The sequence below is a fragment of the Leptolyngbya sp. UWPOB_LEPTO1 genome (assembly GCF_017302695.1).
Lineage (GTDB): Bacteria > Cyanobacteriota > Cyanobacteriia > Leptolyngbyales > Leptolyngbyaceae > Leptolyngbya > Leptolyngbya boryana.
The window spans coordinates 135,439-155,586 of record NZ_JAFLCJ010000001.1; the positions used below are offsets into that span (position 1 = coordinate 135,439).

Annotated in this window: 17 protein-coding genes; 10 read left to right on the forward strand and 7 right to left on the reverse strand. The window is 46.1% G+C overall.

What is annotated here, in order from left to right; translation table 11 throughout:
* The 4 genes from J0L70_RS00610 to J0L70_RS00625 all read left to right on the forward strand — a co-directional run bounded on the left by J0L70_RS00610 (position 1) and on the right by J0L70_RS00625 (position 4,525).
* Positions 1-2,484, forward strand: a complete 2,484-nt coding sequence (locus J0L70_RS00610) for a response regulator (protein WP_287452672.1) — start codon at positions 1-3, stop codon at positions 2,482-2,484.
* Between the two features lie 233 nt (positions 2,485-2,717).
* Positions 2,718-2,912 (forward strand): hypothetical protein, encoded by a 195-nt coding sequence (locus J0L70_RS00615; protein WP_071596189.1) that lies wholly within the window; start codon positions 2,718-2,720, stop codon positions 2,910-2,912.
* 33 nt (positions 2,913-2,945) lie between these two features.
* Complete coding sequence (locus tag J0L70_RS00620) at positions 2,946-3,563, forward strand: CBS domain-containing protein (protein WP_017290669.1); 618 nt, start codon at positions 2,946-2,948, stop codon at positions 3,561-3,563.
* Between the two features lie 44 nt (positions 3,564-3,607).
* Positions 3,608-4,525: a pentapeptide repeat-containing protein gene (locus J0L70_RS00625; RefSeq protein ID WP_268180227.1), complete on the forward strand. Its 918-nt coding sequence runs from the start codon at positions 3,608-3,610 to the stop codon at positions 4,523-4,525.
* 44 nt (positions 4,526-4,569) lie between these two features.
* Here J0L70_RS00625 and J0L70_RS00630 read toward each other — a convergent pair whose 3' ends face one another.
* Both J0L70_RS00630 and J0L70_RS00635 read right to left on the reverse strand, forming a co-directional pair.
* Positions 4,570-5,433: a DUF8173 domain-containing protein gene (locus tag J0L70_RS00630; RefSeq protein ID WP_287452673.1), complete on the reverse strand. Its 864-nt coding sequence runs from the start codon at positions 5,431-5,433 to the stop codon at positions 4,570-4,572.
* Between the two features lie 94 nt (positions 5,434-5,527).
* A complete protein-coding gene (locus J0L70_RS00635) occupies positions 5,528-5,884 on the reverse strand; it encodes a hypothetical protein (protein ID WP_017290666.1) in 357 nt (118 codons plus the stop codon).
* A 277-nt stretch (positions 5,885-6,161) separates the two neighbouring features.
* Between J0L70_RS00635 and J0L70_RS00640 the strand changes: the two genes are divergently transcribed.
* The 6 genes from J0L70_RS00640 to J0L70_RS00665 all read left to right on the forward strand — a co-directional run bounded on the left by J0L70_RS00640 (position 6,162) and on the right by J0L70_RS00665 (position 14,734).
* On the forward strand, positions 6,162-7,196 hold the full coding sequence (locus tag J0L70_RS00640) for an Acg family FMN-binding oxidoreductase (protein ID WP_287452674.1): 1,035 nt from the start codon (positions 6,162-6,164) through the stop codon (positions 7,194-7,196).
* A 91-nt stretch (positions 7,197-7,287) separates the two neighbouring features.
* A complete protein-coding gene (locus tag J0L70_RS00645; RefSeq protein WP_287452675.1) occupies positions 7,288-7,746 on the forward strand; it encodes an Hsp20/alpha crystallin family protein in 459 nt (152 codons plus the stop codon).
* A gap of 150 nt (positions 7,747-7,896) precedes the next feature.
* Complete coding sequence (locus J0L70_RS00650; RefSeq protein ID WP_287452676.1) at positions 7,897-10,713, forward strand: cation-translocating P-type ATPase; 2,817 nt, start codon at positions 7,897-7,899, stop codon at positions 10,711-10,713.
* A 389-nt stretch (positions 10,714-11,102) separates the two neighbouring features.
* Positions 11,103-12,152 (forward strand): AI-2E family transporter, encoded by a 1,050-nt coding sequence (locus J0L70_RS00655; RefSeq protein ID WP_268180238.1) that lies wholly within the window; start codon positions 11,103-11,105, stop codon positions 12,150-12,152.
* Between the two features lie 148 nt (positions 12,153-12,300).
* On the forward strand, positions 12,301-14,034 hold the full coding sequence (locus J0L70_RS00660; protein ID WP_287452677.1) for a pyridoxal-dependent decarboxylase: 1,734 nt from the start codon (positions 12,301-12,303) through the stop codon (positions 14,032-14,034).
* Between the two features lie 79 nt (positions 14,035-14,113).
* A complete protein-coding gene (locus tag J0L70_RS00665; protein WP_190651751.1) occupies positions 14,114-14,734 on the forward strand; it encodes a hypothetical protein in 621 nt (206 codons plus the stop codon).
* A gap of 10 nt (positions 14,735-14,744) precedes the next feature.
* Here the strand turns inward: J0L70_RS00665 and J0L70_RS00670 are convergent, their stop codons facing one another.
* From J0L70_RS00670 to acsA, 5 genes are read right to left on the reverse strand one after another with little or no spacing between them, the layout of a single operon-like run.
* Positions 14,745-14,999, reverse strand: coding sequence for an acyl carrier protein (locus tag J0L70_RS00670; protein ID WP_268180243.1), 255 nt, complete (start codon positions 14,997-14,999; stop codon positions 14,745-14,747).
* A 40-nt stretch (positions 15,000-15,039) separates the two neighbouring features.
* Complete coding sequence (locus J0L70_RS00675; protein WP_287452678.1) at positions 15,040-16,245, reverse strand: dihydrolipoamide acetyltransferase family protein; 1,206 nt, start codon at positions 16,243-16,245, stop codon at positions 15,040-15,042.
* The gene (locus J0L70_RS00680; RefSeq protein WP_190651748.1) at positions 16,238-17,263 is read right to left on the reverse strand and encodes an alpha-ketoacid dehydrogenase subunit beta; all 1,026 of its coding nucleotides are present in this window, start codon (positions 17,261-17,263) and stop codon (positions 16,238-16,240) included. The genes J0L70_RS00675 and J0L70_RS00680 overlap by 8 nt, the downstream gene beginning before the upstream one ends.
* A 9-nt stretch (positions 17,264-17,272) precedes the next feature.
* Positions 17,273-18,283 (reverse strand): pyruvate dehydrogenase (acetyl-transferring) E1 component subunit alpha, encoded by a 1,011-nt coding sequence (gene pdhA / locus J0L70_RS00685; RefSeq protein ID WP_287452679.1) that lies wholly within the window; start codon positions 18,281-18,283, stop codon positions 17,273-17,275.
* The gene (gene acsA, locus J0L70_RS00690; protein WP_287452680.1) at positions 18,283-20,034 is read right to left on the reverse strand and encodes an acetate--CoA ligase; all 1,752 of its coding nucleotides are present in this window, start codon (positions 20,032-20,034) and stop codon (positions 18,283-18,285) included. The genes pdhA and acsA overlap by 1 nt, the downstream gene beginning before the upstream one ends.
* Positions 20,035-20,148: the final 114 nt, after the last annotated feature.

Here is a 20,148-nt window from a genome sequence, read left to right on the forward strand (position 1 = left end):
ATGGAGCCTAAAACATCTGAGCAAGGAATCATATTAGTGGTGGATGACACGCCCACGAACCTGGAAGTGCTGTTTGATTTGCTGGGAAATTCCGGCTTTCGGGTTTTAGTCGCAGAAGACGGCGAAAGCGCGATCGACAAAGCTAACTATGCCCATCCGGATTTGATTTTGCTGGATGTGCTCATGCCGGGAATCGATGGCTTTGAAACCTGCCGCCGTCTCAAAGCTAACGAAGCAACACGCGAGATTCCGATTATTTTTCTCACAGCTCTCACGGATGTCGTAGACAAGGTGCACGGGTTTGACCTGGGCGCGGTTGATTTCATCACCAAACCTTTGCAGTGTGAGGAAGTGATTGCTCGCGTCAAACTGCAACTGCGGCTACAAAACTTAACGAAACAACTTCAGCACCAAATCGAACAAGAACATTTAATCGGAGAAATTGCTCAAGGCATTCGGCGATCGCTCAAGCTCGATGAGATTTTACAATCCACGGTCGATCAGGTACGGCGATTTTTGCACACCGATCGCGTTGTGATTTTTCGCTTTAATTCAGATTTCAGTGGAAAAATTGTCAATGAATCCGTTGATCCTGCCTGGAAATCGGTACTTGCAGTTGAGTTTTATGATCCGTGCTTTAAAGAGCACTATCTTCAACGCTATCAGCAAGGTCAAACAAGTGCTAAGTCTGATATCTACAATGCAGGCTTAAGTCCTTGTCATATTGAGCTATTAGAGCAAGCCCAAGTTCGAGCCAACTTAGTCGTCCCAATTCTCCAAAACAATCATATCTGGGGACTGCTGATCGCGCATCATTGCTCAGGAACACATGAATGGCAAATGATCGAAACAACGCTCCTCCAGCAATTAGCAACCCAACTGGGAATTGCAATCCAACAGTCGGAACTCTATGAGCGAACACAAAATGAACTGATCGAGCGGCAGCGAGCAGAGCAAATGGTTCGAGAGCAGGCTGCGTTATTAAACGAAGCATCAGACGCTATCTACGCTCGTGACTTTGCCAATCACATTCTGTTTTGGAATCACGCAGCAGAACAGCTCTATGGCTGGTCACAAGCCGAAATCCAGGAAAAGGATGCAACTGAACTGCTCCACAATCTTCAGCCTCAAGAGTTTGAAACAGCGCTGAAAGTTGTGTTTGATCAAGGCGCATGGCAAGGAGAACTGCAAAAATTCACCAAGTCAGGCAAGGCGATCACGGTGATGAGCCGCATGACGCTGGTGCGAGACAAAGTGGGGATGCCAAAATCGATTCTGACCGTGGATACCGATATCACCGAGAAAAAACAGCTTGAAGCTCAATTCCTCCGCGCTCAAAGATTAGAGAGTATTGGAACTCTAGCAAGCGGTGTTGCCCATGATCTCAACAATATTCTGACCCCTATTTTAGCGACCTCTCAACTGTTGTTGTTGAAGTTTCCCCAGGAAGACGATCGCACTCAGCAACTCCTGAAAATTGCTGAATCCAACGCGAAACGCGGAGCCGAACTCGTCAAGCAAGTGCTATCGTTTGCGCGTGGGACTGAAGGCAGACGCACAGCAGTCCAGATTTCTCATTTACTTGGAGAAATTAAAGAAATTACAAATCGCACCTTCCCGAAATCGATTTCCATTCGCACAGAACTCCCCCCTTCTAGCCTCAATCTGGTCTATGCCGACCCCACTCAACTGCATCAGATTCTGATGAATCTCTGCGTGAATGCTCGCGATGCTATGCCTGACGGCGGAATTTTGACCCTTTCTGCCAGCAATGTTGTCATTGATGAATCCTATGCCCGGACGCAGCTTGATGCGAAAGCAGGAGACTATGTCATGATTGCTATCTCTGATACGGGCACGGGCATTCCGCCTGAAGTCGTCGATCGCATTTTTGATCCATTCTTCACCACGAAAGAAGTCGGTAAAGGCACAGGTTTAGGGCTTTCGACCGTGCTAGGCATCATTAAAAGCCATGCGGGCTTTATTGAGGTCGATAGCCGAATCGGTCAAGGAACCTGCTTCAAGGTCTATTTGCCCACGTCTAAGAACCAGAGTACATCTTCAACAGCGACGCTAGAGCTACTGCCTGGACACGGTGAACTCATTTTAGTGGTCGATGACGAAACATCGATTCAAGATATCACCAAAACAATGCTAGAAGACCAGAATTATCGAGTGCTTACGGCGAGTGATGGCTTTGAAGCAATCTCACTTTACGTCAAGCACAATCAAGAGATTGCGGTCGTTTTGATGGATTTGATGATGCCGGAAATGGATGGACTTACGGCAATCCGCACCTTAAAAAACATGAATGCTGAGGTCAAAGTCATTGCGACAAGCGGTTTAGTGCTGGACAATACATTAGCTGATGTTTCCAGTGTGGGTGTTGATGTGCTTCTACCCAAACCTTATACGGCTGAAGCATTGTTAAAGGAGCTGCGCAGGATTCTAGATACACCGACTTGTGCAACTCCGAAGAGATAATCTTGCTTGCGAAACTATCCATGCTCTATGGTGCAATTTAGACGACTTCATCGCTCTCGAGCATCGCTGTGTGACATGTCGAAATATTACAAAATCTCTTGAGAGATAGAGATCCTCACAACTTCCTCAAATTTTAGAACTAATCTCTATCATGTTCTCCCTCAGGCTTCTATCTCATCGAGATCCTGAAAAAAAATGAGATCGATAGCATTAAATTTTAGGAATCCAGAGTGATGTCTATTTGTCCCTGCTGCTCTAATCTGTTACTCCGTCACATTCGTCAAGGTACGCTGTACTGGCTCTGTCGTTCCTGCTGGGCAGAAATGCCAAACTTTGAAGAGGGTCAATTGACAGGTACATCTCACTCGACTTTAAACAAGCAGTTAAAAATGAATTCAACCGACCATTTTCAAGACCTCGCAGCCTAGCTTGTGACTTGAAAAAGCGGTAAGGAGAACTCTATGTTACATGCAATTGATCTGATGAGTTTGAATGCTGCCAAAATTCAAGCAACTGCAACTGTAGCAGAAGCAGTTCAACTGATGAAAGAGCAAGCTTGTCGATCGCTGATTGTCGATCGACAAAATGAGCAAGACAGTTACGGCATCCTCACAGAAACAGACATTTTGTACAAGGGAGTCGCGCTCGGCAAAAATTTAGAGACAACCTTCGTTGCTGAACTCATGACCAAACCTTGTATTGTCATTGATCCAGCCGCAACAGTTGAAGAAGTTGCCCAACTCTTTGCGAAACATCGATTGCTGAGAGCGCCTGTGATCCAAGATCAGCAAGTAGGCATGATTTCTGTGTCTGAGCTTTTGAGACATCATCCTGCAATCTCACAGCCGCATCTAGAAGCAGAATTGCAGCAAGCTCGTCAACAGGCAAATCAGCTGTGTACAGAGCAAGGAGCGCGATCGCCTGCCTGTATCGCTGCTTGGAAGACCGTAGACGCTTTGCAATCTGAATTGAGCGAACAGCGCATTGATCAACTGCTCAAACACACCTTTGAAGAGTATTGTGAGGAGTTTCCAAAAAGCCCAACATCAGATTTCTACACCAACTTGTGCGGAGGATAGTTCATTGCAATTCTCTAGCTCAACCCCAATCAGGACGCATCATCATGGTAGCCGAACAATTACTCATTCTGATCAAACAAGGCGCTAAGTCTTGGAACGCTTGGAGACAAGCTTATCCTGATTATGTGCCCGATCTTTCTCAAGCTTCACTGCATTCTTTGATCTTGAGAGGTGGAAATCTACAGGGCGTTCACCTCGATCAGGCTCAACTCTGCGAAGCTGACTTAATCAACGCTGATCTTCGTCAGGCAACACTCACAAATGCAAATCTTAGCAATGCTCATCTTTATGGAGCAGACTTTGCCGACAGCGAATTACAAGGCGCGAATCTGCTCAATGCAGACCTCAGTGCGACCAATTTTAACAGTGCGAACCTTGCAGGGGCGAATCTCAGCCACGCAGATCTAAGTGGCGCAGATTTCAGCCAAGCAAACTTAGCAGAAGCAAATTTGAGTCAAGCCGAGTTGCAAGGCACAACGTTTAAGGGTGCATCACTTGCCGGAGGAAACCTCAGCCAAGCGAACATGAAGCATGTAAATTTAGCAGAGACAAACTTACAAGGGGCAAATCTAGGCGAAGCAAATTTGTCAGGGAGCGATTTACGGAGAACGGACTTAACAGGTGCAGATCTAAGCCACACGAATCTAATCGGGGCAAATCTGAGCGGAGCAAATCTCAGTCGAGCTTATCTAATTCATGCAGATTTAAGTCGAGCAAATTTGCAACACGCAAATTTGACCGGGGCAAATTTAGCTCATGTGAAATTGAGTCATGCAAACTTCAGTGATGCAATTTTAACGGATGTAGATTTGACGGGAACTGATCTTGATGCAAACTTTAGCGGAGCAGTGCTTCAAGGTGCAATTGCGATCGATGAAAATCTCGAACGCAAACCTTTAGAATTAAGGCGCAATTATGATGTGCAACGATTAAAAGCTGACGATTTCAGTAGTGAAAACTGATGAGATTGCACTGATTCAGGTCGAATCAGTGCAATCTCGATAAACTATCCCATCGCGTGGGGTTGTATCTTCCCTATTTTCCAAGCTAGCAATGCTCCTAGCCCAAATACACTCACAACAAACAGAACAAGCCCGCCTAGACCGGGAATCAGGGCAAGAACTGTAACAATCAATAATCCAATCAAAAATTGTTGCACTTGAGTGGGCTGACCACTCTTTACGACGATTTGCCCGACCAAGAGCGAGAGTCCTAATGAGCCAACAAAAGAGGCAAGACTCGCGATTAAAATTACTAACGGAATTAAAGGAATGCCGATGAGAGTAATGGCAAGGAAAATATTCAGCGCAATCACAGCAACAATCGCCCCAATCCCCCATAAAGTACTTTGACTTGGATATTGCCGTATCGTTGCTGCTAAGTTTGGCATAAATGCAGGGGCAGCGCGAAGTAAAATCACGCCAACAATCGCAGCAATTATCGCACTCATGATCCGAAAAGCACTTTGTGCTGCATACCTTACCCAGAAAGAATTACGATCGCGATGCATTCCCATGCTGCCATCGTCACCTAATGTGCCTTTTGCACCTCCAATCGTTGCCCCTTCTTCTTGCACAACTTTACCGCCGATCGCATAAGCATCTCCATCGACTCGTGCCCCTTTCTTGAGTGTGACATTGCCACCAATTGCGATCGCGGTTTGTGTGACTCGCCCATTCGGTTGCACGATCACAGAACCTCCGATCGCATGAGCATTTTCGACGACTTGCTTTTCTTGAACCATGACATCTCCACCGAATCGAATCAGATTTGTGTTGTTCACATTGATGTCTGTTTGTGCGAGTGCTTGACCCGCAAAGAGCAACACAATCGTAGAGATAAACACCAGAATCCACTGCTTCCAATTCATCGTAATTTTCTCTCAAGGTACAAGAACAGTAGAAGCCCTAGAATTGGCAGATTTGAATGGCTTCTAAATCTGCCAACATCAGACACACTTGAACTTAACCAAACCAATGCGAAGCAGCTTGTCCAGGCATTTCTTCTTGTGGAATATCATGCTCAATTTCTTTCTGATTCTGAGCTAGAACCTCTTGAATCCCTTCTCGAATCACAAATTCTAGACAAGATTTCTGATCGCTACAGTGCGGTGCATAAGTTGGATGAACGATCGCTTCTTCAGTTTCCTCTGTTACAATAAACACATTAGGAACTCGATTTAAAACCCAAGCTACTAACTGCTGTTGCAGATCGGGATGAGCGAATGCCTGCTGATAAGGATGATGAGGATACGATTCTAAGATCCTTTCGATTTCTTGCAGAATCGGGTATTGCGCGACGTTGAGGATAGTTTTCGACATAGGAAATCCCTCGCCTAGAGTCAGGATGTTTTTGCGAAATGATGCAAACACGCCTGGTGCGATCAGGTTAACAGGATCGCACCTTTAGCTTTTCGCACCTTTCAGAATACGGAACAATGATGAGGAAGTTGTGAGGAACATCATCTGAATCTGATTAGTCTGAATCATCCTCACAACTTCCTCACGATTTTTCTCTATAACCATTCATATAAGGACAGCCTTAGAAACTTTGAACTGTTCTTCTTGTTGAATGCAGGATTTATTGGAGTGAAATTCTATGTCTCATCTCTCTCTCCAACCGTGGCAGGTTTCAGACCAAGACTTTCCACTGCAAGGCAGTCCAACCCAGCAACTTCAATTCATACTCAATTATGCTGTGCTAGCACCCTCTGGGCACAATACTCAACCTTGGAAATTCACGATTCAGCAGGAGACAATCGAGTTATGGGCAGATCTCGATCGTGCTCTGTCTTATGTTGATCCGGAGCATCGAGAACTGATCATTAGTTGTGGTGCAGCATTGTTAAATTTGCGACTAGCATTACATCATTTTGGTTATCAAGGCGACATTCAGATGTTACCCAACTCAGATCAACCCAATCTACTCGCGCAGATTCGTTTAGGAAGTTGGAACCAGGAAACGGCTGAAGAGAAGTCTTTGTTTGAAGCAATTTCCCAACGCCATACGACCCGACGACCCTTTGAGGCCTGGAACATTCCTACAACCGTTTTGCAATGGTTGCAAGTGATCGCAGTTGAAGAAGGCGCATGGTTGCATCTTGTTCAAGGGCAGAAAGCAAAATCCCATCTTCTGAATTTAGTCAATCTTGCTGATCGCTTACAGATGGCAGATCCAGAAATTCGCAAAGAACTCTCAGCTTGGATGCACTCTGGATCTAATCCACGACATGATGGTCTTCCTGCTTATGCTTTAGGTGTGCCGCCAAGATTTGATTTCTTAACAGTTGTGCTTTCTTGGCTGACTCGCTATTTTAATTTAGGCAATCAGATTGCTAAACAGAATGAGCAACTTTTACAGAGTGCCTCTGCGATCGCAGTCTTAGGAACCCATGGCGACACACCAATCGATTGGCTAAATGTAGGACAAGCCCTTCAGAAAATTCTACTGCGTGCCCAAAGTTTGGGCATTGTTGCCTCATTTTTCAATGCCCCGATTCAGATGCCAGAAGTGCGGTCTCAACTTCAAAGTAGCCTGAACCGTGAGGGATACCCTCAAGTTCTACTACGGCTAGGCTATTGTACCAGCACTCAGCCAACCCCACGTCGCAGTAGTCACGAAGTTCAATTTTGATCTTCACAAGATCCTCAAATTCTTGTTCTACTTTCAGTCTAGAGCTAACAAAAGGCTCTCTCCAATCTAAATCTACACAGGAGGGAAGATTATGCCGCTTATTCGTTGGCAACCAATGCGAGAATTGGATCTTCTTCATCGGCAAATGGATCGGTTGTTTGAAGGGTTAGCAGACCGCGATTTTCCGATCCCGGCGGTGAATGGTGAAATGAAGTGGATGCCCGCGATCGAACTTCAAGAAACGGATACCGAGATTGTTCTCAAAGCCGCAATTCCTGGAATTGAAGCGAAAGATCTCGATGTGCAAGTTAGTCCAGAAGCAGTCATGCTCAAAGGCGAGCATCAACAAGAAACGAAAACTGAAGAAAAAGGTTACTACCGTTCTGAATTCAACTATGGGCAATTTGCTCGCACCGTACCTCTTCCATCAACGGTGAAGCATAATCAAGTCAAATCAAATTTCAAAGATGGTGTTCTAACCTTAACGCTTCCGAAAGCAGAAGCAGCAAAACCTAAAGTGATGAAAGTAGATTTGACCCAACAAGCATGAAACCAAAACGTAGTCATTTGAAACAGTTTGACTCGTTTGATTGCAAAACTGTAGGAAGCTATTTTCTCACATTATAATCGCGCTGAAATGATTGTCTCTCTCTATCATTTCAGCGTTTTCTTTTGTAGTGCTTCTGAAGAATTGTGAGCCATGAACTTACACCTACCAATTTGGACATTACCTCCTGAGACAGTTTATGAACATGCCAACACAACCGCAGAAGGGCTTTCCGATCAAGAAGCTGCCGAGCGATTAGTGCACTATGGTTACAACGAATTACCTGAGCCTGCTCAACGATCGCTGTGGTTACGCTTTGCCGACCAACTGACTCACTTCATGGCGTTACTGTTGTGGGCGGCAGGCACTCTCGCTTTTGTTTCAGGCACACCCCAACTCGGTTGGGCAATCTGGGCAGTCATTTGGATTAATGCGATCTTTAGCTTCTGGCAGGAGTTTCAAGCGGAGCAAGCTTTATCTGCGCTCAAGAATGTGCTGCCCATGCAGGTCAAAGCCTATCGTAACGGTCGCTTACAAACCCTTCCCGCTCAAGAATTAGTTCCAGGCGATGTGATCGAACTCGAAGAAGGCGATCGCATTTCTGCGGATGCAAGACTGGTTTCGAGCCAGTCTCTTTCTGTGGATGTTTCAGTCCTGACTGGAGAATCGATGCCTGTTCCGCGATCGAGCGATGCAGTCATGAATGAGAAACTACATCCCTCAGATGCGCCGAATCTCGTCTTTGCAGGATCAACCGTTGCCTCTGGACGTGCTAAAGCTGTCGTCTATGCAACTGCCACACATACAGAATTTGGACAAGTCGCACACTTAACTGCAAATATCCAACGTGATGCCAGTACGCTCGAAGTTGAAATTACCCGAGTCGTGCATGTGATTACTGCAATTGCAGTTGGCATGGGAATTTTACTCTTTGCTTTGACAACCTTGCTTGTGGGTATGGATGTGAAAGAGAGTTTCATCTTTGCGATCGGGATTATTGTTGCATTTATCCCAGAAGGATTGTTGCCAACCGTGAGTTTAGCACTCGCGATCGGGGTTCGACGCATGGCAAGACAGAATGCTCTCGTGCGACGACTCTCGGCAGTAGAAACCTTAAGTGCCACGACAACCATTTGCACCGATAAAACAGGCACTCTGACAAAAAATGAAATGACGGTACGCCAACTCTGGATTCCGGGAGTCGCGTTAGAAGTCACGGGAACCGGATATGATCCGACGGGTCAAGTTCAAATCACCGGTGATACTCAAATTCCACACGTGAATCGACTGCTCACCGCAAGTGCTCTATGTTGCAACGCACGACTTAATCATCAAGCAGGGTCAAGTCTATGGCAAGCAATCGGTGATCCCACAGAAGTTGCTTTACTGGTTGCCGCACTTAAAAATAAATTGTCGATCGATGAACTCCAGCACCTCGCTCCCCGAGTTCGAGAAGTCCCCTTTGATTCACATCGACGTATGATGAGTGTTGTCGTTTCAGGCAACTCATCCGCGCATTCATTATTCATGCCGGATGCACACTCTCAAACTACATTCTCTCAAACTACATTCCTGGTATTTACAAAAGGTGCGCCCCTCGATGTTTTAGCTCATAGTCGATTGATCCTTCAGCAGGGACAGACAAAATCGATGACTGAAGCAGATCGTCTTGAGATTACAAAAGCAAATGATGAGTTCGCAAAACAAGGCTACCGCGTTTTAGGAATTGCCACAAAATCGGTTGATTCGGATCTCATTCAGCAATCTGATGAAGTGTTGGAGCAGAATTTAACGTTTCTCGGATTAGTTGCAATGATAGATCCACCACGTCCTGAAGTAGCAAAGGCAATTGCACAATGTCACGAGGCAGGCATTCACGTCACGATGATTACCGGGGATTATGGATTGACCGCAGAAGCGATCGCGAAACATATCGGACTCGTCAAGCAGCAGGCACGAGTGATTACCGGAGAGCAACTCAGTCATTTATCCAATACGCAACTGCGGCAAATTCTGGCACGTCAAAACGGCTTAATCTTTGCAAGAGTCATGCCGGAGCAGAAATTGCGCTTAGTAGAAGCGTATAAAGCTCTGGGTCATATTGTGGCAGTCACAGGAGATGGTGTGAATGACGCGCCTGCTTTACGGGCTGCCAATATTGGCATCGCAATGGGAATGAGTGGAACAGATGTAGCACGCGAAGCCGCAGATATTGTGCTGATCGATGATAACTTTGCCACGATCGTCAGCGCGATCGAACAAGGTCGCGCGGTTTATCAGAATATTCGCAAGTTCATGACGTATATCTTGGTCTCCAACGTGCCTGAGTTTTTCCCATTTCTGTTCATGGTGTTGTTTAAGATTCCGCCCGCGCTAGTGATTCTGCAAATTCTTGCAATTGATCTAGGAACTGATATGGTTCCGGCGCTGGCGTTAGGAGCAGAAGCACCAGAAGTCGGCACAATGCAGCAACGCCCCCGTCACAAATCAAAGCGCCTGCTTGATAAAAAATTACTGATGCGAGCATATTGCTTTTTGGGTCCAATTGAAGGAATTCTCGGTATGGCAGGGTTCTTTTTCGTTTGGTTTAGCCAAGGTTATAGCTTCAGTGACTTACAAGCCTTGACTCCGAGTATCTTGTCTCATTCTGCGGATGCAAGAACCATGATCGTCTATAACCAAGCGATGACGATGACTTTAGCTGCGATCGTTGCTGCTCAAATCGGAAACGTGTTTGCTTGTCGATCCGAACGAGTTTCAATTTTTCGCTTAGGCTTTTTTAGCAATCGCTTGATCTGGTTGGGAATTGCAACTGAATGGATGTTAATTCTGTCGATTATCTATCTCGCTCCACTGCAATCAATCTTTTCCACGATCGCGTTACAACCGATGCAATGGCTAGCACTACTGGTCTGTCCTCCGATTGTTCTGCTTGCAGATGAATGCCGCAAACAGGTGATGCGCGAATGAGTTAATGTCTAATCTTTGGGCACTGTATAAAAAATTAGTTTTTTCAGAAAGATCAAATCAGACTGCTCCAACATCGTTGGCTCAGGCGTGAGAAACGCTTGCAATCTTTGGACTCTTCTATCCTAATCTGTGGCAGAAAGACTTACCTTTTGGCGGAAGCGATTTTGCTTGCAAAATGCGAATGTCTCTTTAGACAGATTCACTCAAAAAACGGAGTTTCATTTCGCAGGGAAAAAGACAAACATGCCAGTTAGAAGCTCTGAAACAGCAATGCAAATTCTAACGAGGAACTGGGAAATTGTAATCAGGATGATGAGGTGGATTGCCAGTCTACTGACAGTCGCACATGCTGCTATGTAATAGCACATTTAGCCTAGAGAGTAGTCATCATGAATCAAGCGCCAGATCCCAAAAAACATCGATCGCGTTGGAGCCAGATCAGTACGAATACATTAGTGCGTTTTCTGCTCTTCTTTGCCTCCGGTTGGGCATTAGTTGCTATCTTTCAATATTTTGAGTACGTGATCTTTGTGTTTGCGCTTTCAGGGATTCTAGCGCTCTTGCTCAACTATCCACTGCAATTTTTACAGCGATTTGTCGGACGCAGACTCGCATTAGGGTTAGTCATTGCACTAAGCCTGATCACGATTATTGCTGCAGTCGTTACGATCGGGCTAACCTTGACCAATCAAGTCCAACAATTAGCAACGCTACTTCTTCAGGCTTTAAATACTTCAAACAATCCATTTGACCAGCTGCAAAGTACATTGGCAGCGCGCAACATTCCGTTCAACCTTGACGTGATCGAAGCCCAAATTCGCGATGTGTTTGTCGTGAGCTTGAACTGGATCGTTAGTTCTCTGCCCGTTCTCTTCCAGAATTATGTCACGTTTATCATTATCTTAGTTGTTGCATTTTTCATGCTGATCGATGGTGCAAAGCTATGGCGACTCGTACTCAAGTTAGTCCCTGCCCAACACCGCAACCGTGTGTCGATCGCAGTCCAAACAAACTTTTTCGGATTTCTTCGCGGGCAGTTGCTCATCTCATTTTTGCTGAGCATTGCTACGTTTCTCGTTTTTGCACTGTTTCAAATTCCATTTCCGTTTTTGCTTGCGGTCACGATCGGGGTGTTTGACTTAATTCCTGGCATTGGTGCAACGCTCGGCGTGTCTCTTGTCTGTTTAATTATTTTTGTACAAAGTAACTGGCTCATCGCGTTCAAGGTACTACTCATTTGTTTGGTTTTACAACAGTTACAAGATAATCTTCTTTCTCCGCGTGTCATGCAAAGCACCATTCATCTCAGTCCAGTGGTTGTATTTTTTGCGCTCTTGGTTGGAACGAAGATTTCAGGACTACTAGGTCTCTTTTTAGCAGTCCCGATCGCGGGTGTGATTGTTAGTCTATTCAATCTTGAAGAAGCACAAGGAGAGTAGACACGCATTCTTTTATTGTCCGAAAAAGCTCAAAAAACTCTGTACCAGTTGCACCAAAATAGATCAAAAAGTAAATAAAGATAAATTCAATACCATCACAACGCCTATAGATCGATAATTGAAAGAGTGATGGTCAGGAGGAAGCGTTATGAATCGTGATGCGAATCATTTTAGGAATCAGGATAGTCACTCAAACGCATCGATGCCTATCCATCACCCATCTTCAGCCTATCCATCGCTTAGGAATATTACGATCGAAGATTTTCAACTATCCTCAACAGGTTTAACCGAGGAACAACGTGCTAAAGCACTCGCTCGATTACACGAATACTTATCTATCCAGAAGGCGAATTTCCTCGGATACCAAGTCAATCAGCAGTTGGATTACGAAGATGATCTCAAGCCCTATCTGAACTATCACGTCAATAACGTAGGCGATCCCTTTATCGATGGGAATCTTACGATTCATAGTAAATGGATGGAGCGGGCTGTACTCGATTACTATGCTCGGGTATGGAATGCTCGCTTACCTCATAATCCCGCCGATGGAGAGTCTTACTGGGGATATGTAGTCAGCATGGGATGTACCGAAGGTAATCTCTACGGACTATGGAATGCACGCGATTATTTAGCAGGCAAGCTCCTCCTAGAAGAACACACGGCTGAAGAAGAAGCGAGGGTCGCCAGTTTTGGGGGACATCCTCGATCTCTACTTCGCCACCTCATTTACAAACAGGCATTGCCGCTAGATGGAAAGCCTCATGCTTATACCCCTGTTGTGTTTTACTCCGAAGATACTCACTACTCGATTATCAAAGCGGGCATTGTCCTCGGACTTCATACATTTTATCAAATAGGGCAGCACTACTATCCCAACGAGAACCCTCTAGCACCGGGTCAGCCGTGGTCGAAAGAAGTACCATCCACGCAAGGCAGTACAGGACCAGGCTCGATCGATATTCCCTCGCTAGTAAAGCTCGTCGAGTTTTTTGCAGCCAAGGGGTATCCCATCTTAATCTGTTTCAACTATGGCACCACTTTCAAAGGCGCTTATGACGATGTAGAAGCAGCAGGAAAAGCACTGATGCCGATCTTTCAGCGCTATGGACTGCATGAACGCAAAGTTTACTACGACCCGAGCGATCCGAATCAATTTGATCTTCGCACTGGATATTGGTTTCATGTAGATGGTGCTTTAGGAGCAGCATATATGCCCTTTGTGGAGATGGCATACAATGCTGAAAAAATTGCTCAACGCGGACCGAATTTTGATTTCCGATTACCATTTGTGCATTCGATCGCAATGAGTGGACATAAGTGGATCGGGGCACCTTGTCCCTGCGGCATCTATATGACGAAAACAAAATATCAGTTGCGTCCACCGGATAATCCAGAGTATATCGGTTCTCCTGATACCACATTTGCCGGGTCACGCAATGGTTTATCGGCGATGATTTTATGGGACTACTTGGCGAAAACTTCCTATGAAGGCGAGATGGAAAAAGCCTTGTATACTGAAAAGATGGCGGAATATGCTGTTCAACAACTCAAGGAGCTAGAGCAGCACTTGGGTGAATCTTTGTGGGTGGAACGGACACCACTCTCGCTGACGATTCGGTTTAAGCAAGCGAATCCCGATATTATTTTCAAGTACTCGCTATCTAGTGAAACGCTATTTGTGAATGGGCAAAAGCGAGCCTACAATCACATTTTCATCATGGCGCATGTCGCGACTCAGCTCATTGACCAACTGATTACAGATCTCAGGCAACCGGGTGCTTTTCCATCTCAACCCACTGTAGCCAAGCCGCCAGAAATTGCTCCCACTCGTCATCCAAAGCACCTTGCCCACTTCCCGCATTTGGGACGCGGTTTCCATTAACAGAGCTAATGGGAAACGTTCGCCTTTATGCTTCAGACAGTACTTTGAAAAGAGCGTAAAACAGTGAGAGGAAACCTTTTTGGCAATTAAAACTGGTATCTGGATTTACTGGCTATTTTGTGCGATCGCGACCGCTTTAGTGATTGCTAGACGAGATCGGGCAAACGGGTTACTGAGTCCGCGTTCGGCTTCTGGGCAGGAGAAAAAAGGGTATCACCTCACCTTGCTTTTGGGGTGGATTGTGACGCTCTTAGCATCGGGAACTTATGTTTTATTCACCGTAAAGCGGGACACAGGTCATTATCATTTCGTAGACCTCGCTGTATTTTCCGTGTTGAACGGTATTCTTGAGCAATTCATGTTTATCTTTTGGTTCTTGGTTGGCTGCTACATTGGACGCCAGAAGTTTCAAAATGCACCGATTTGCATCTTTATGTGTGGCTATGCCAGCAATGTTTTATATTCTGGCTTGATTCATTCTCTATTTTGGATTCAGGTACTACCCAAGCATGATCTTTTCATTGCACCAGTTTTTATTTCGGCGTTGATGTCAGCAATTTGGGTATGGTTGCTATGGCGCTATCGTGCAGTAATTTCAATTATTGCCATGCACATTGTGGTTGATTTTCTCAGTATCGGTCATCTTCATTTTTCTTGGTTTGAATCATTTCAACTTCTTAAGTCAGGACTCATCCAATGAAGACGACGATTTACTGTTGAGTGTGAGTAGAAATATACTGAACGATATCGTTAAGCGTGATGAGTTTCCCATAGTCGGTTTCTGGAATCTCCACACCAAATTCCTCGTTCAGTCCAATCATGAAATTGAGAAAATCATAAGAATCAATTCCGAGCGTTTCTCGAACATCATCATCCTTGCCTAAAGTTTCTGGAGAAGACCCAGGAGCAATCTTTTGCAAGAGTCTGAACATTGTTTCTTGAATTTGAGTTTTAGTGATTGCCATTGTTTCACCCTTCATAAAATCATTGATGAATCTGTATTCTTTACCATTTCTCTACTGATTGAAGATGTGTGTTGACTGCTTGCAAGAATCTTGCACCAATCATGCCATCCGTTGCGCGATGATCCCCTGCTAGCGTTGCAACTAGTACCGGACGAACATCGAGCATTCCTTGTTCTGCCCAAGGCTGTTCAGAGATTTTGCCGAAACCGACCAAAGCAACTTGGGGTGGATAGATCACCCCGTAGACTTTTTCGACACCGATATCTCCCAAGCTTGTTAGTGTCATCGTTGCATCAGACAGTTCTGAGCTACGGAGATGTCCTCCTCGCGTACGCTCAATTAAGTCGCGCATGGTCGCCATCAATTCATCGAGGCTTTTCAGATCCGCATGATGAATCGCAGGCGTGACTAGCCCTCCTTGCCGTAGGGAAATCGCAAAGCCGATGTGAATTGCTTCTTGGACTTGAAGCTGATCTTCAATCCAATATCCATTCAATTCTGGAACGTCAGTTAATGCTTTAGCGACTGCTTTGATCAGCAGAACGACAGGTAAGATACGCTCTTTTATCGATCGCTTTTGATTCTCTGCTTCAAGCCATTTCAGTGCATGGCTCATATCAATTCGAGTTTCGAGATAGTAGTGAGGAATCTCGCGATTAGAGCGAGACATCGCAGCCGCGATCGCGCGTCGCATTCCTGCCTGAAAATCAGTTGTAGTCGGTTTCGCTTCAGGCGATGGAGGGATAACTTTTTCTTCTGGCTTTGGTGCTGGTTTCCGGGCTTTTGCAGCTTCTTCTATATCAATTTGATGAATCGCACCATCGGCTCCAGTGCCTTTCACCTGAGTTAAGTCCACTTCCAGTTCAGCCGCTACCTTGCGAGCAAGGGGCGAAACGCGCAAGCGTTCTTCTTGAGGAAGATCTGGGACTGGAATCGTCGGAGCTTCGATTGTAGGAGGTGGGCTAGGTTGTTCGCGATCGGTGACCGCGATCGCTTCTTTTTCCGCACCGTTTTCTAATTTCAATCTCGCCATTGGCGTTCCCACGGGCACTTTAGTATCCGGTTCCAGCAGGAGTTCCTCAACAGTACAGTTTTCAAAGACCTCAATTTCCATGATGCCTTTATCGGTTTCCACATCTGCAATAATGTCACCGTACTTGAGATGATCGCCAGGTTTGGCTCTCCAGGCGACTAAGGTTCCGGTTCTCATATCCGCCCCTAAACTGGGCATACGAAATTCAGCCATGTCGAGTCACCATCCTCCGGACTGTATTGACGATCGTCGCAGATTGAGGCAAGGCAGCTTGTTCTAAATGATTGGCATAGGGCACGGGAACTTCGGCTGAGCAAATCCGTTCTACAGGGGCATCTAAGTCATAGAATGCTTTTTCCATAATGCGAGCGCTAATCTCCGCAGAGATGCTGCCACTGCGCCAGCCTTCATCAATGATCACGGCTCGATGCGTTTTCGCGATCGAGGTGAGAAACGTAGCCTCATCCAGTGGACGCAGAACCCGTAAATCAATCACTTCTGCTTCGATGCCTTCTTGAGCCAGGGTTTCTGCGGCTTCGAGTGCTTTGAATAAACTGGCACTGTAGCTAATGAGCGTTACGTCATGCCCAATTCGACGAATACAGGCACGATCGATATCTACTGCTCCCGCATTTGCTGGAAGTTCCCCTTCCATGTTGTAGAGCAACGTATTCTCAAAAATCAGAACGGGATCGGGATCTTCCAGTGCTGTCCAAAGCATTCCACGGGCATCTTCAAGCACTGCTGGAGTCAGAACTTTAATTCCAGGAATGTGAGCATACCATCCTTCTAAACTATGAGAGTGCTGTGCTGCTAGTTGTTTGCCGCCTCCGGTTCCCATGCGAATCACGAGCGGAACATTGAACAAACCGCCGGACATATGCAGATAGGTTGCTGCTGTATTGAGAATTTGATCGGCAGCCAACAAGCTAAAGTTAACCGTCATCACTTCCACGATCGGGCGCATTCCGTTCAGTGCTGCGCCAATTCCGGCTCCGGTAAACCCAGACTCACACAGCGGCGTGTCCATGATCTTGTCGGCACCCAATTCTTTCAACAGTCCTTTTGTTACTCCAAAAGCACCGCCATACTGTCCGACATCTTCGCCCATCAGGAACACGCGATCGTCTTTTAGAATTGCCTCTCGGATTGCGTCTCGCACTGCTTCTCGATAGGTTGTCTGAATCATCAGCGGTGGATTGTCTGTATGGGTGTCAATTCCATAGTTCATAGTGTCCCCCTAGGCGTTTGGCTCTGAGTAGACAAAGCGATTTAATTCTTCCACAGGTTCCCAAGTTCCCGCTTCCGCAAATGCGATCGCATCTGTGATCTCTTGACGGATCGATTGTTCTATCCTTTCCACATCAGCATCTGTGATCTGTCCTTGTGCTTTTAACTGTTGCGTGAGTGTTGAGATAGGACAGCGTTGTTTCCATTCTTCGACTTCGGCTTTATCTCGGTAGAGTTCTGGGTCAAACATCGAGTGCGCTCGGAAACGATAGGTGACACATTCTAGAAAGAAGGGCTTTCCGTTTTCCCGGACTTCAACCGCTGCTTTTTGAGCAGCTTGCTCTACTGCTAGAACATCCATGCCATCCACAACTGCATGACCGATGCCATAGCTTTCTGCTTTCTGAACCAGATTTGTGACTGAGTGAGAATACTTCAGAGCCGTTCCCATTGCATACTGATTATTCTCACAAACGAACAACAACGGGACTTGCCAGAGAGATGCTAAATTCATGGATTCGTGAAACTCTCCTTCTGCAACTGCGCCATCGCCAAAAAAGCAGCAGGTGAGCCGTTTTCTGCCCAATTTCTTATCGGCTAAAGCCAGCCCAACCGCTAAGGGTAAACCACCACCTACGATCGCGTTACCTCCATAGAAGCGATGCTCTTTATCAAATAAATGCATCGATCCTCCACGTCCCCGACAACAGCCCTCTTGCTTACCAAACATCTCTGCCATGACGGTATTCATGGGAATTCCGCGTGCTAGGGCTTGACCATGTTCGCGATAGGTTGCCACGATCGCATCATCGGGTTTTAAGACTTGCATAACTCCCACTGCTACCGCTTCTTCGCCGTTGTACAGATGCAAAAAACCGCGAATTTTCATGGCGCTATAGAGTTCTGCACACTTATCTTCAAAGCGACGAATCCGTAGCATTTGATAAAGAAGATCGTGCAAATGTGCTTGATTGGAATCAACAGAAGTAGGAGATTGTATGGTTGCATGTTTCTTCTTCATCAGTTCGTCTCCAATGTCGATAGATCGCCTTCGGGTAACCCTAATTCACGCGCTTTCAGCAATCGCCGCATAATCTTACCGCTTCGAGTTTTGGGCAATGATTCTTGAAATTCCAATTCTTTTGGAGCTACAGCGGCTCCTAGTTTTTGTCGAGCAAATCCCAAAAGTTCTAGCTTGAGCGCTTCACTAGGTTCTCGCCCTGGTTTGAGGGCAACAAAGGCTTTGACTAGCTCACCAATCATCGGATTCGGTTTACCAATCACGCCCGCTTCCGCTACCGCTGGATGCTCCATCAATGCACTTTCGACCTCAAAGGGACTAACCATGTGTCCCGAAGTTTTGATGATGTCGTCTTCGCGTCCCATAAACCAGAAGTAGCCATCGCGATCGCGCATGGCTAAATCGCCTGTGATGTACCAATCTCCAACAAAACATTTGCGGTAGCGTTCTTCATCATGCAGATAGCCGCGAAAGATCGAAGGAAAATCAGGTTTTAGAGCTAAGTCTCCATCAATGCCCGGTTGGTCAATTTGTTCGATCGTGCCATCCTCATGCCGCCGCACGATCGCGGCTTCTACCCCAGGAATAGGACGACCCATCGAACCTGGACGAATCTGCATCGTGGCATAGTTGGCGATCATGATGCCACCTGTTTCGGTTTGCCACCAATTGTCGTGAATCGGTAAGCCTAGCTTTTCCTGCCCCCAAACCACTGCTTCGGGATTCAGCGGTTCTCCCACACTATGCACGAGTCGCAGATGGCTCAAATCATATTCGGCTTTCGGGTCAATATCGAGGCGCATCAATCGCCGAATCGCCGTCGGAGCGGTGTACCAGACAGTTACTTTTTGAGTTTCGAGAATGCGATACCAGCGATCGGCATCAAACTCTGCTTCATCAATGATACTCGTCACGCCATGAGTCAGCGGTGCAATGATCCCGTAGGACGTTCCAGTCACCCAACCTGGATCAGCCGTACACCAAAAAATATCATCAGGATGCAAATCGAGCACATACTTTGCCGTCATGTAATGAGCATAAACGGCTTTGTGAACATGAATCGCCCCCTTGGGCATTCCAGTTGTGCCACTCGTGAAGTGCAGCAATGCCATATCTTCTGGTTGAGTGCTTACGATCTCAAACTCAGAAGTAGCCACTTGCATCAGCTTGGGCAGCGACCAAATTCCTTCTTCTACATGATCTGCACTATCTGCTAAAAGAATGTGCTGTAACTTCGGCAATCGATCGCGCAATGCAACGACTTTCTGTTGGTAGAGTGCGGTAGTTGTCACTAAGACTTTGGCATCTCCTCGGTTCATGCGTTGATAAATCGGCTCTGGACCAAAAGCAGAGAAAAGCGGACAAACCACACTGCCATTTTTCAACGTACCAAGAGCAGCAATATAAAGAGATGGAATCCGTCCTGTGAGAGCAAAGACGCGATCGCCCTTCGCAATTCCTAGGGTTTTGAGAACATTCGCGAATTGATTGGTTTGTAGAGCGAGATCGCGATAAGTAAAATCTTGAACATCCCAGTTCTTTCTTAGAAAGCGTAAGGCAATGTGATCGGCTCGATCGCTTTTGGCATGTCGATCGACCGCAATATCGGCAATATTCAATCCCTCAATAGTTGCTTTGAGTTCAGCGTCGATTTCTGCCCAAGAGAATACACGGCGCGTTTCTTCATAGTTTTGTAAATTAGGTTCGACTCGCCAATTTTTGAATGATTTCTCGATTGGACTCCAGCCCATTGTTTCACCTCACTTGCATGATGAGGAACGATAGTGTCAGGTTACTGGGCAATGATGAGGAACTTGTGAGGATGAGATCGTTAAATTCTTTGAGGAGATTAGATTTTATCTTCG